This window comes from Elusimicrobiaceae bacterium (genome assembly GCA_017528825.1).
Classification (GTDB): Bacteria; Elusimicrobiota; Elusimicrobia; order Elusimicrobiales; family Elusimicrobiaceae; genus Avelusimicrobium.
The window spans coordinates 32,717-45,470 of the sequence record JAFXOI010000031.1 but is presented as its reverse complement, the minus strand read 5'-3'; the positions used below and the strand labels follow the sequence as shown (position 1 = coordinate 45,470).

Sequence of the window (12,754 nt, the reverse complement as noted above, 5' to 3'; positions counted from 1 at the left end):
TCTTTGCTTGTCAAATTTTTTTCGCGTGTGCGCGTACGAAACTCCCTGTACAAAACACCCTCATCCCCGATTTCTGCCTTCGGAAATGACAACTATTTACTTCTTTTCCGGTTCCGCTTGCGGCAAATCATCCGCTATTTCGCGGTATATTGCAAACGTGCCGCGCCGCCCGTTCTTCACCCAGTACAAGGCTTTATCGGCTTTATCAAACAATTCTTCCGCAGTCTGTCCGTCTTGAGGAAAAGAAGAAACCCCTTGACTAATACTTAACGTAACCCGTTGGCCGTCCGTATAGCGGCTGGGAATAGCTATATTGTTAATTTTATCTTTCAGGCGTTTGGTAATAATTTTGGCCTCGTCCCCATTGGTGCGCGGCAACATAATCACCATTTCGTCCCCACCGTAACGGCACGGAACATCGGTTTGCCGCAGGCTGGTACGTAAAACTTGGCTGACCTGTTTGAGTGCCCAGTCCCCAATCTGATGTCCATACGTATCATTGATTTGCTTAAATAAATCAATATCCAATACAATGATAGACATAATTAAATCAAACCGCTTGGAACGAGCCATTTCATCACTTAATTTTTCCGCAAAGAAACGCCGCACCGGCAGTTTGGTCAGCTCGTCATAATTGGACAATTCTTGCACCCGTTCAAACAGGGCTGCATTGTCTATGGCCAAGGCAATTTGGGTAGAAAATTGTTTTAAGGAGACGAAGTCCAAATAGTCAATACGTCGGCGAGAAAGCAAATTATCAAAGGTTAAAAAACCCACTTTGTTACGCTGTACTTGCAAAGGAATATAGACCACGTTGTGCACCAAACGGTAGGATTCGCCCGCCTCAAACATTTCCTGTAACAAAGCGCGCTCTTCCGCAGGCAGGCTCTCGCCTTCTTGGCGTTCCACCTGTCCGGAAATATCTACTCCCAAAATAGATTTAATTTTGGTGCCGTCATAATTGGTTTGGTACAAACGTACACGGTCAAAACGAAAGTATTTTTGCACCCCTTGCAAAATAAGACCCAGTCCGTCCGTTAAACGTAAAGAAGAAGCAAATACGGTGGCCAAATCATTGAGTGCCGTGGCAATGTTTAAGCGTTGGTTTTTGGCCTGGTCCCCTTCCGTATGCGTGAGATTGCGTGAAATTTCAGCCGCCACTCCTTTAATCAGTTTCTTTTCTGCTTCGGTGAAAACACGGGTTTTACGGAAACGCTCCAAACGCAAAACGCCCAAACGGGTTTTAATCGTATTTTTAATTTCTTCTCCTTCCAGCGTCATAGTAGGACGTTTCCAACGAAGTAGTACATACACAGCCGGATAATTCAAATCCGTAGAATCTGCAATGCCGTCGCGCAACAACTCTTTCAAAAATTCCGGCTCGCCCAACACAGAAATATCTTCCTGCATATCCATGCAATATTCTTTTTTGCACATCATGCGCAAAGATAATAGAGCCCGCTCTTGCTGCCAGTCAAAAAAGTATACGCGGTCCAAGCGGAATAATTCCCGCAAGGCAGGCAAGGCGCAATCGAGTAGTTCTCGTTTGTTTTGAGCGGATTGATTAATTTTTTTGCCAAATTTAAACAAGGTATAGGCTTGCTTATCAAACATAATTATTCCTCATATAAAGAAAGCAGATACTGCACTTCTTTGGCTGCCTGTTCCAAATCGCGGTCCAGTCCTGCCTGCGTAAAACGCCCCTCTACAATCTGCGTTGCGTTCACCGCAAATACTTTATTCAAAATTTCAATAATCGTACCGGTAAGGGTTAAATTAGGCAGCGTGCGAGCAGTAGCCAATATACCGGAATAGGTTTGCAAACGCTGAGATGAAGAGAAAATTAATTGTTCAAAACTTTCTTCCACAGTTGGAAATGCTTCCAAGGTGGTAGCGTAGGATACCTGATTGTCCGGACGTGCACACCACTTAATAAAGGCCAGCGCTGTCGTCTTATCTTTTCCGGCGCGGTTAATCATTAAATTCATCCCCGATAAATAGGCCTGCGGTTCCGCACCTGTGCGCGGCACCGGCACCGTTTGCACGGGTACTTCCCGTTGTCCTTCAAAACTTGATACCCCTTGTTTGCGCGACATCAATAAGCTGGCCTTACCGGTAAGCATCGTTCCCAAACTGCCACGCTCGCGCAAAATGGGCATGTAGTCTTTGAGTGCCAGCGTAATATAATCTTTAACTCCTTGCGCAAAAGCCGGCGTATTAATTTGTGTATCTTTGAGATCTTCCGTTAACAAGTCAGCTCCACGTCCCCAGATTTCCATCAGCGCACTGCGCGTAGAAAGCGAACCGCGCCAGTCGCTGTTTTGCATAGGATAATACCCTTCTGTTTGCTGAAATTTTTCTTGCAGACGTGCACAAATATCCAAAAGTCCTTCCCATGTGGCCAGTTCTTCCTCCGGATGAGAGCTCACCTGCCGCAAATGGTCCGTACGGAAATGCAAAGCGCTCATATCAAACCACCAAGGATACGAGTACATATCCTTTGTGCCCGGTTTATAACAATGCCCGCGTAGCGGTGCTAAACACGGCGCCAAAGAAAGTTCCGGAGCCAATTGCGACAAATTTTCCGCCACACCGGCGCGGCTTAGTAAAGCAGTCCAATAATGCGGAATTTGCACCACATCCGGCACCACTTCCTGAGCGGTGGGATATTTGAGCATGAAAATTTTTTTCCACAAAATGTTGCGCGTAATAACCTGTACCGACAATTCCGCCCCCGGATGCTCCTTACAAAATCGTTGGGCAAGTTGTTGGTAATCTGTTTTAGAACGTGAGCCGGTGTCCGGCATGACCCATAAAATCATTTATTCCCCCAGTTCTTTACTTTCAAATTTGGGTTAATTTGCACAGGCCATTTGGTTTGCAAGGCATGTTCCCCTGCATGCTCCAGCCTCCGCCACGCCGCCAAGGCAATCATGGCCGCGTTGTCAGACGACATTTTCCGCGGAACAAAACGCACTTCTACCCCGCGTGCTTTACCCGCTTCTTCCAATAATTGGCGCAGCAAACTGTTAGCGGCTACTCCGCCGCCTACTGCTATGTATTTTACTTTATATTTTTGAACCGCTAACATCGTTTTTCTAACTAAGGTTTCACAAATTGCTTGTTCAAAGCTGGCGCATACATCTGCAACAGAAACAGTTTGATGGTCCCGTAAATAATAGCTGACAGAGGTTTTAATACCGCTAAAAGAAAATTCCCACGTACCCGGCAAAAGCGGACGCGGAAAAGCAATAGCATCGCGCCTGCCTTGCAAAGCCTGAGCCGACACCTGCGGCCCGCCCGGATAAGGCAAGCCCAGTAACTTAGCTACTTTGTCAAACGCCTCTCCCGCGGCATCATCTCGCGTGCGCCCGAGCACTTTATATTTTCCGTACCCGGATACATACCACAGTTCCGTATGCCCTCCCGATACGATGAGTGCAATTAACGGAAAGTTGAGAGGATGTTTCACCTCATTGTTTTCAAATTCGCACGCAAACAAATGTCCTTCTAAATGATTCACTCCTATCAAAGGCACCTGATAAAACTGGGCTAAAGTTTCCGCTGCTACACGCCCTACCATCAGTCCGCCGGGCAATCCGGGGCCATGTGCAAACGCATTGGCATCGGGACGGTGAGTACCTAATGCTTGTGTTACCACAGAAGCAATTTTAGCCGCGTGAGCACGGCTGGCTAACTCCGGCACTACTCCGTGATATTTTTTATGTTCTTCTATCTGGGAATAAATCACGTTTGACAACAGCTTCTTGCCCCCGACCAACAAGGCGGCTGAGGTTTCATCACACGTGCTTTCTATTCCCAAAATGGTGAAATCTTTTTTCAACATATTTTCTTCTTACTTTTTACCCTGACTCGTTTTTTCCTGCGCAACAACGGCGGCTTCTTGTTCTGCTTTTTCACGAGCGGCTTTTTCCAATTCGGCCTTTTGAGCAATAATTTTATCCGTACCTTCCTTTAATACTTCCACTGCTTTCTCTAAAACCGGATCTTTTTCAGTTAATTTCAAAACCGGCATTTCCTTACCCGGAGTATACACAACCTGATTATACTGAGATAAAATTTTGACTTCCTGTTTAGGATCCACCTTCACTTCCACATCGGGGAATATGCCCCCCTCTTCCGCCTTGCTCTTGTCCCGGTAATCCCGCTGAATTAGCCGTCCTTTGGGTGTGTAATATCTGGCGATGGTTAATTTTAAGGCTGCTCCCCCGTCAAGAGGCATAACCTGCTGAACGCTGGCTTTGCCGAAACTGCGTTGTCCCACAATCACCGCACGGTCATTATCCTGCAAAGCACCGGACACAATTTCGCTGGCACTGGCAGAACCCTGATTGATTAGCACCACTAGCGGAATATCCGGATAATCTGCCTTAGCATCCGTTTTATACTCTTGGTAAAACTCCGGCTTACGGCCTTGCGTGTAGACAATCATTTGATTATCTCCCATGAACAACTTAGCCAAATCAGCCGCTCCGTTTAACAGGCCGCCCGGATTAAAGCGCAAATCTAATACAAGGCCTTTCATCCCTTTCTTAGACAGGTCTTGTAACGCTTTTTTTACTGCTTCCGTACTATGACCCGAAAAATCTACCAAATAAATGTAGCCAATTTGATCCGGCAACATACGATGGTGGACCACTTCCGGCACGATTTTTTCACGTTTGAAATGAAAATCAGGCAAATTGACATATTCTCCTGTTTTTTCATCTTTCCGGCTCATGGTAATTTTCACTTTACTGCCTACCGGACCGCGCATTAATTCCACCGCTTCATCCAAATTCATAGAGGTTACATCGCGATCATCTACGAACAGAATACGGTCTCCGGGCATTACACCGGCTTTGAAGGCAGGCGTGTTGGGCATGGGACTAAGTACCGTAATAAATCCGTCCTGTTTTCCCAAGCGAATTCCCAAACCGCCGAAATCTCCCCGTGTATCATTTTTCAAGGTTTTATAATCCTTCGGCTCCAAATACTGAGAGAAATCGTCTAACTCTTCTACTAGTCCTTTAATAGCACCCGATACCAGTGTATCCGTATCGGTGGGTTCCACATAATTTTCTTTTACATATTCCAATACGTTAACGAAGGTACGCAACTGTTTCAAGCCGCGGTCCACCGCTCCGTATGCATAGGGAAATAAAGTTCCTACAAAAAAGATAATCGTAGCCCATGCTACCAGTTTTGTTTTATATGTTGAATTCATTTGTTTTCCTCCACAAATCTTTCTTACCTAAAGCGGTTTCAACCAATCTAACGGATCTACCGCAGTAGTACCTTGACGCGTCTCAAAATAAACAGCATACTGTCCTGTACCGGAACTTTGTTGCGTATCACGCCCCGCCGTTCCCAACACACCGCCACGGGTTAGCTTATCACCCACCGCGGCTTGAATGGTGTGTAAAAATCCGTAAATACTAAAGAACCCCTTTCCGTGGTCTACAATGACTACATTTCCGTATGAGCGGAAGGGTCCGGCATAAATCACATCGCCGGCCTCTACACATTTCACGTTTTCTCCGGCACGCGCCGCAATTTTAATTCCGTCCCGGAAAATCCATGTATTTAAATCTTGCCGATATTCCTTACCGAATTTGCTTAACACTTTGCCTTGCACCGGCCACGGCAACGAATGTGCCGGTACATCAATTTTGGCAATTGAAGTTTGTTTTGCCGACGTCGTTTTGGAGGCGGTGGATTCCGCTTTGGCTTTTTTCTTGGCCGCTTCTTTGCGCTGTCGTTCAAAGCGGGCCAACAAATCATCCAGTGCCCGGGCTGATTTATTTAACTCGTTAATTTCATCACGAATTGCTTGGGCCTTCTTCTTAGTCAAAGTTAAATCTTGTTGTTTCTTTAAGAAATTTGTACTAATGACTCGTTGTTTTTGTTGAATCTGCGAACTTTCCGCCATCAATTGTTGATTTCGTTTCTCAAAGTCATAAATTTTTTGTTTCGCCGCTTTATTTTCATCTTGCAATGAAACTGCAAAAGCAGCCTTATGCAGCAGAGCCCGTTCTACAAACACTTCCTCTTCCAAATGCGTTCCGCCAGGGCATACGCTACACTGAGGAGCTAAATAAAAATCACGGATCTCTTCGACTAACACATAGTTCCACATAGGCATACTGCGCTCGAGTGCGGCTCGTTTTTCTTCGGTGGACAAAATAGTTTGCTCCACGTAATTAATATCCGACTGCAGTTTATTTTTCTGCCGAATTGCCTCTGCTTTACGGCTTTCCAAAACTGAAATTTCTTGGGAAATGGCTTTTTCCTGTTCGCGATATTTTTTTAATTCTTCTTGTTTTTCCGCTGCCTGTTTTTTCAATCGTTCCAATTCTTGTTTATGCGCCGTTTCCCCGTCCAGTGCATACACTGCGGGGAGTAAACCAACGCCACATAAAAGAATCATTAAAATTTTTGCCATTTTCCGATTGTCCAACCCATCAAAGCACAAAATACCAGCAAAACCGCCTGCCTTTCCATAGAGGTAAAGTGTTGTATCGCCGGCATTAACAGTCCGGTCGGATATACCAGTAAGGCAATCAATCCTAAAGAAAGACCGCCTGCCAACACCGCATATAATACATCTGCCGCCGTGCGAACTTTACCCCGCGACGGATACGCTTCCACCAAAAACATAAAAATCACAAATAATACGAGTACAAAAACAGCCGCCAATTGCAAGGTGCGCAAACAGACACCACTATAAAAAATCATATCCGCTTGCTCGGGTGAATACTTCACGGATAACTGCGGATATTCTGCCGCTATATTTTGCACAAACGGACGTATATTATTGATAGCCGGATGAGTTAACTGGAGCTCAAAATAGGCCGGCATTTGTTCTCGTCCCAAAGCCACCAGCGCGGCTGTTAAACGTGGGTTTTTGGCCTGCAAAGCAGCTAGCCCATCCTGCGGCGAAAACAAGCGTACGGCGGTAATATCCTCTTTTGCGCTTAGGCTTTCCCCTAAAGTGGTTAAAGTATCATTATCCACCGATGCAGATACCGTTAAGAGAACTTTGAAATCTTGGAGTAAATTTTGGTGATACTGTTGCAATTGCAACTGCATAAAACTAATCACCTGCCATAATAGCGCTATTGCCAACACCAGCACAAATAGACGGCGGTGGCTATGCGGTGCCGGAGCACGATTTTGTTTTTTAGGTTGTTCCTGTAAAAAATCTTCCATATATCTTCCTTACTTAGCCGTAAAACCAAGTGCTTGTTCAAATTTTCCTTTCAAATCTGTATTGTGGTACACGCCATGAAACAAATCCGCCCCCGGTCCATAAGCAATGCCCAACAACATACCCGACGAATGATTTTTAGTGGCCCATGTTAATCCCTGTGCCTGATTCATTTTCAAAATCAAGTCATCGTACGACGGAACTTGTCCGTTCAATTGCAGATTTACCTCTCCGCCCATCGCTTGATTAACCATTTCCTGCAATTTGTCAGCCGTCTGTTGCTCAATGGGTAATTTTTTAAACTCCGGATATACATAGTACAACAAGTGTTTATGCGCAAACAGATTTTGAAAATACGGATAATTAACATAGTCCGTATTGCCGCCATAAAGTTTTTCTCCTTGGGCAGTTTTATATTTCATAGTATCCGCATCCAAGTGGCGGTAGTGAAATCCGGGCACGCCGGTCTCATGATCAGCATTCAGATAAACCAGCGTATCAGCTGTTTTCTTTGCAAAATTCCAAACAAAAGACAACGTCTCATCCAAATTAATCATTTCCCACAAAGTAGGGCCCATTTCATTATCATGCAAGGACCAATCCACCTTACCGGCTTCCACCATTAATACAAATCCTTTCTTATTCTGGCTTAAAATTTCTATGGCCTTCTTCGTCATTTCCAGCAAAGTGGGTGTTTGCGGGTGCTCGTCCATATCCCCGTAAAAAGGCATTCCCTCATCGCTAAACAGCCCCAATATACGCCCTTCTTTTACCCCAGCCAAAGCATTTTTATCGGTTACTACTGTCCAACCTTGCTGTGCGGCCTGTTGTAATAAATCTTTGTTCTCTTGTCGCTCAAAGTATTTTTTCCCGCCACCCAAAATAATTTGGGCTTTGCTGGCTACCAGTTGCCGCGCAATCTCATTCTTATTTTTACGACTACCCGTATGCGCCAAAAAGCCGGCCGGCGTGGCATCGGCCACATAAGCATCCGAGATCACTCCTACCGACTTACCTTGCTTATAGGCTTCCTCCAAAATAGTCTCCAAGGGTTGGAGGCGATGGTCTAATCCGATATAATCCGGTCGGGACAATGCTCCGCAGGCCATTTGAGTAGCTGCACACGCAGAATCGGTAACTACCGTATCATGGGTATTGTCAAAATACATGCCCGTCACCGACGCATCAATAAACTTCTCCAGCGTAGACCGTTGATCGGGGTAGCGGTCTAGTTGTGTATTGCGCACTCCTTCCATAAACAAACCCATGGTGCCCGGTCCCATACCATCGGCAATAATCCACACCGCATTTTTAGCCGGTTTGGTACATCCAACCATCACCAACAAACAAAGTACAACCGTAAGTCCTAATTTCTTCACGCGTTACACCGCCGTCTTTTTGTACAAATCCAAATAATCTTGAGCTGATTTATCCCAAGAATTATCTTTAAGCATCGCGTTTTTCACGAGCTTGTTCCATATTTTTTTATCGGCATAAACTTGCAAGGCCTTATCCAGGGTGGCCGTTAACGCCGCCTCACTGACACTGCCTAAGAAAAACCCGGTCGCTGCTGCATTGTCCGAGCCGTCTTTGTATCCGATAACCGTATCGGCCAGTCCCCCCACTTTGCTTACTAAAGGCAAGGTGCCATACTTCATGGCAATCAGTTGGGATAAACCGCACGGTTCAAATCGAGAAGGCATTAAAAACAAATCCGCCCCGGCATAAATTTGGTGCGCCAATTTTTCGTCCAAACGACCCACATAAGCTATGTCAGAGGGATATTGTTTGGCCAGGGTACTGTATTGTTTTTCCAGGCGAGCATCCCCACAACCCAGCACCACAAATTGCACTTTGCCGTGATATTTATCCAACAACGGCAATGCAAGATCGAGTCCCTTCTGATAATCTAAACGGGACACAATCCCTACCAGCGGTTTTTTAGCATTTTCTTCTAAACCAACTGTTTGTTGGAGTTGTTGTTTGGAAAACGGTTTGTTTTGAGTAAAACTGGCCGCATCATATCCCATGGGTAAAAACGGATCTACTTCCGGGTCCCACACGTCCGTATCAATCCCATTAACAAGGCCGTAAAAATTTTTCCGGCGGGATTTTAATACCCCTTCCAAACCAAAACCCTTGGCGGGATCTGTCTGCACTTCTTTAGCGTAGGTGGGGCTGACGGTGTTGAGATTATCGGCAAATACTAAACCGCTTTTTAAGAAACTAATACCGCCGTAATATTCAAATTTACTGGGTACAAAATCCACCGGATGGAATCCTGCTTTTTCAAAACTACTGTATCCGTAGTGCCCTTGGTAGGCCATATTGTGTACGGTAAACAAACTGCGGGTACGAGTGAAAAAGGCGTCTAATTTGTACACGGTTTTCAAGTAAGCCGGGATTAAACCGGTTTGCCAATCATGACAATGAATGATATCCGGACGGAAACCAATAAATTTACAGCCTTCCAACACCGCACGGGAGAAGAAAATAAACCGTTCGTCATTATCGCGGTATTCCCCTGTTTTGGTGTGATAATACTCGGGGCGATCAAAATATTTGCGATTTCCTACAAAGAACACCAATACTTTGCCCCAGTTCACATAAGAAAGTGACACTTGCTCAATCTTGCCGCCGATAGGAATCAGATAAGTACCCGGTACGACTTTAAGAGAAGAAATCTGTCGTATATTGCGGTAATGCGGTAAAAATAATAGCACTTTATTGCCTTTCCGGCCTGCTATTTGTTGGCTTAAAGCCCCTACTACGTCAGCCAGTCCCCCTGTTTTACAAAATGGGACTGCCTCGCTTGCAGCTAATACGATATTCATACGGATTCCTCCTGTTTGTTCGTTTCGGGTGTTACCGGTTCCGGTTGAGAAGATGATTGCGTTTCTGACGATACTGCCTCTGTTTGTTGTTCCGTAGTTGTGTCAGCGGGTAAATCTTCAAACATATCTTTGGGACGTCTGAAAAAAGCATCTGCTGCATCACCGGTGGTGTTTTCCTCAGTCAAAATAGCCGGCTCTGCCAGTGGCGGCAGTTTTTCATCAAACGGTAAATCTTCTTGCTTTTCCTGTAGTTGTTTGGCGGCAAACACTTGCAGGTCCGGCAATTCTGAAATTTTATTGAGTCCAAACACACGCAAAAATTCGTCCGTCGTGCCATATACCATAGGACGACCGATTGTGTCGCGTTTGCCTAGAACACGCACAAGCCCTCGTTCTAATAATTTATCCAACGGAGCGGCCACATCTACCCCGCGAATCATTTCCATTTCAGCGCGCGTGACCGGTTGTTTATAGGCAATAATCGCTAAAGTCTCTAACGCCGCATTAGACAAACGAGTGGTCATTTTTTCATTATACAGCCGCCGCACCCAACGACCGTATTCGGGTTTCGTGCACATTTGATAGCCCCCGCCGATTTCCAAAATACGGATAGAACGGCCGGTGTCTTCATATTCTTTGGCAAGTTGTTGAATAATTTCAAGCACGCGTTTAGCGTTCACGTTTTCCACCACTTCGGCAATACGGGCCGGTTTTAGCGGGCGGTCTGTAATGAACAATAAATTTTCAATAATTTGTTTCGCCTCTTCCGTTTGCAACAATTCTTCCGGTTGTGTATTATTTTCTGCCACACTTACAACCGGTTGTGCGGGGGTTGAAATTTGTACCGTTTCAGGGGTATCTTGTTCTGACATATAAGCTCCGTTAGGCCGCGTCTCCATGCATCAGTTCGCGGAAATCTTTTTCTTGATTATCGGGGTTTAGATAAATACGGATTTGACCGTCGTGCTCATCTTGGCGGGCCAGTAATTTCTTAATTTTCATCAGCTCCAGCACCGCCATAAAGCACGTAATAATACCGCGCTTTTTCGTTTCCCCTACAAAAATATCATCTAGCAAAATCCATTTTCTTTTCTTGAGCATTCCCACCACTTTTTCCATCTTATTTTCAATGGGAAACTCTTCTATTTTAAGCAGTTCAATACGTTTGCGTTCATCCAAACGGTCAAAAGCTCTTTTGACCGCGGACAACAAATCAAACAATTGGATATTGAGCACCTTTTCGCCGTTGTCAAAGATGGGTGCCGACTTGTAAAAATTATCTTTATTTTCTTCCAGTTTCTCGTCTAAGAATTTGCCGGCTTCTTTATATTTTTGATACTCCAGCAACTTAGCGATTAATTCTTTGGCCGGATCCGGTCCTTCATTTTCTCCGGTGGGCACTTGAGAAGGGAGCAAACTCTTGGCCTTAATTTGCATAAGCGTGCTGGCCATTACCAAAAAATCGCCTGCAATTTCTAAGTTCAACTCCTTCATCACATTGAGATATTCCAAATACTGCTTCGTAATTTCCGATACGTTCACCTCCGCTACATCTAAGTTATCTTTTTTAATCAGATGCAGGAGCAGGTCCATAGGACCTTCAAAAATGTTGATATGAACGTTAATCGGTTTTTGACTAATCATATACTATTTCAATTTCATGGCCCGTTTCACTTCTTTTAACGTAACCGCCGCCGAGGCGCGAGCCGCTTCGGTTCCTTGTTTAAGAATCTGGGCCAGCTGTCCTTTATCCTGTTCAAACATTTTCCGGCGGTCTAAGAATTCTTTGAGCTGCGGCTCCATCAGCGCAAACAGTTCTTTTTTGCAGGCCACACATCCCAGTGCGCCGGCCTTACATTCTTCACAACGTTTAGCGGCATTGGGATTGTAAATTTTATGAAATGCATACACGACACAATTGTCGGGATTAGCCGGATCATTGGCGCGTTTTTTAGTAGGATCGGTAAACATAGACATTACTTTCTTGCGCACACTTTCCAAATCTTCTCCCAAATCAATGGTGTTATTATAAGACTTAGACATTTTATGTCCGTCTAGCCCCGGCACTGATGCCACCGCCGTATAAAGTGGTTTTGGCTCGATAAATACATCCTCCACGCCGTAAATTTCATGAAAGCGCCGTACCAAATCCCGCGCAATTTCCAAATGAGCGGTCTGATCTTTTCCCACCGGCACAAAAGCCGCTTTGTGAATGAGAATGTCCGTAGCCATCAAGACCGGATAGCCCAAAAATCCATAGACCGAAATATCTTCATCTGCTAGCCCCTTTACCCGCTCCGCCAGCGGTGTATTTTCGTCTCCCTGTAATTGACCGGCATATTTTCGGGCTAGTAACTCATTGACTTGGTCTTTATAGGTCGGGTTACGCAGTAGCCACCCCACCGGTGTAATCATACCCAGTAGCGTATTAAGCTCGCTGACTTCCGGCACATCGGATTGAATAAAAATATGGCATTTTTTCGGATCCACTCCGGCAGACAACCAGTCAATGAGCATTTGCTCACTATTGGCCGCTAAATTCTCGGTTTGTTTGTAAGAAGTGGTCAAAGCATGCAAATCTGCCACGAAGAAAAAACAGTTGTATTTTTCTTGCAACGCCACAAAGTTTTTAAGTGCTCCGTGAAAATTACCTAAGTGTAATTTCCCTGTCGGACGCATTCCCGAAACAATAATTTCCTGTCCCATAAAT

At 45.1% G+C, this 12,754-nt stretch carries 11 protein-coding genes; all 11 read right to left on the bottom strand.

What is annotated here, in order from left to right; all coding sequences use genetic code 11:
• Positions 1-96: 96 nt before the first annotated feature.
• The 11 genes from IKN49_05755 to trpS are packed head-to-tail and all read right to left on the bottom strand — an operon-like array spanning position 97 to position 12,750.
• Positions 97-1,614, bottom strand: a complete 1,518-nt coding sequence (locus tag IKN49_05755; protein MBR3632542.1) for a sensor domain-containing diguanylate cyclase — start codon at positions 1,612-1,614, stop codon at positions 97-99.
• A gap of 2 nt (positions 1,615-1,616) precedes the next feature.
• Entirely contained in the window at positions 1,617-2,822 is a 1,206-nt protein-coding gene (locus tag IKN49_05750) for an extracellular solute-binding protein (protein MBR3632541.1), read from the bottom strand.
• Complete coding sequence (gene tsaD, locus IKN49_05745) at positions 2,819-3,847, bottom strand: tRNA (adenosine(37)-N6)-threonylcarbamoyltransferase complex transferase subunit TsaD (GenBank protein MBR3632540.1); 1,029 nt, start codon at positions 3,845-3,847, stop codon at positions 2,819-2,821. The genes IKN49_05750 and tsaD overlap by 4 nt, the downstream gene beginning before the upstream one ends.
• A gap of 9 nt (positions 3,848-3,856) precedes the next feature.
• Complete coding sequence (locus IKN49_05740) at positions 3,857-5,227, bottom strand: S41 family peptidase (GenBank protein MBR3632539.1); 1,371 nt, start codon at positions 5,225-5,227, stop codon at positions 3,857-3,859.
• Between the two features lie 27 nt (positions 5,228-5,254).
• Positions 5,255-6,445, bottom strand: coding sequence for a peptidoglycan DD-metalloendopeptidase family protein (locus IKN49_05735; GenBank protein ID MBR3632538.1), 1,191 nt, complete (start codon positions 6,443-6,445; stop codon positions 5,255-5,257).
• Positions 6,430-7,212 (bottom strand): hypothetical protein, encoded by a 783-nt coding sequence (locus IKN49_05730; protein ID MBR3632537.1) that lies wholly within the window; start codon positions 7,210-7,212, stop codon positions 6,430-6,432. The genes IKN49_05735 and IKN49_05730 overlap by 16 nt, the downstream gene beginning before the upstream one ends.
• A 9-nt stretch (positions 7,213-7,221) precedes the next feature.
• Positions 7,222-8,589, bottom strand: coding sequence for an alkaline phosphatase (locus tag IKN49_05725; GenBank protein ID MBR3632536.1), 1,368 nt, complete (start codon positions 8,587-8,589; stop codon positions 7,222-7,224).
• Positions 8,590-8,592: 3 nt separating this feature from the next.
• Positions 8,593-10,044, bottom strand: coding sequence for a glycogen synthase GlgA (gene glgA / locus IKN49_05720; GenBank protein ID MBR3632535.1), 1,452 nt, complete (start codon positions 10,042-10,044; stop codon positions 8,593-8,595).
• Positions 10,041-10,916, bottom strand: coding sequence for an SMC-Scp complex subunit ScpB (gene scpB / locus IKN49_05715; protein ID MBR3632534.1), 876 nt, complete (start codon positions 10,914-10,916; stop codon positions 10,041-10,043). The genes glgA and scpB overlap by 4 nt, the downstream gene beginning before the upstream one ends.
• Positions 10,917-10,926: 10 nt before the next feature.
• A complete protein-coding gene (locus tag IKN49_05710) occupies positions 10,927-11,688 on the bottom strand; it encodes a segregation/condensation protein A (GenBank protein ID MBR3632533.1) in 762 nt (253 codons plus the stop codon).
• A 3-nt stretch (positions 11,689-11,691) separates the two neighbouring features.
• The gene (gene trpS / locus IKN49_05705) at positions 11,692-12,750 is read right to left on the bottom strand and encodes a tryptophan--tRNA ligase (protein MBR3632532.1); all 1,059 of its coding nucleotides are present in this window, start codon (positions 12,748-12,750) and stop codon (positions 11,692-11,694) included.
• Between the last annotated feature and the right edge of the window lie 4 nt (positions 12,751-12,754).

Bases quoted from the DNA above. Each gene is read 5' to 3' on its own strand.
- IKN49_05755 (MBR3632542.1), bottom strand. From the start codon at position 1,614: ATGTTTGATAAGCAAGCCTATACCTTGTTTAAATTTGGCAAAAAAATT.
- IKN49_05740 (MBR3632539.1), bottom strand. From the start codon at position 5,227: ATGAATTCAACATATAAAACAAAACTGGTAGCATGGGCTACGATTATC.
- trpS (MBR3632532.1), bottom strand. From the start codon at position 12,750: ATGGGACAGGAAATTATTGTTTCGGGAATGCGTCCGACAGGGAAATTA.
- IKN49_05730 (MBR3632537.1), bottom strand. From the start codon at position 7,212: ATGGAAGATTTTTTACAGGAACAACCTAAAAAACAAAATCGTGCTCCG.
- IKN49_05735 (MBR3632538.1), bottom strand. From the start codon at position 6,445: ATGGCAAAAATTTTAATGATTCTTTTATGTGGCGTTGGTTTACTCCCC.
- glgA (MBR3632535.1), bottom strand. From the start codon at position 10,044: ATGAATATCGTATTAGCTGCAAGCGAGGCAGTCCCATTTTGTAAAACA.
- scpB (MBR3632534.1), bottom strand. From the start codon at position 10,916: ATGTCAGAACAAGATACCCCTGAAACGGTACAAATTTCAACCCCCGCA.
- IKN49_05710 (MBR3632533.1), bottom strand. From the start codon at position 11,688: ATGATTAGTCAAAAACCGATTAACGTTCATATCAACATTTTTGAAGGT.
- tsaD (MBR3632540.1), bottom strand. From the start codon at position 3,847: ATGTTGAAAAAAGATTTCACCATTTTGGGAATAGAAAGCACGTGTGAT.
- IKN49_05750 (MBR3632541.1), bottom strand. From the start codon at position 2,822: ATGATTTTATGGGTCATGCCGGACACCGGCTCACGTTCTAAAACAGAT.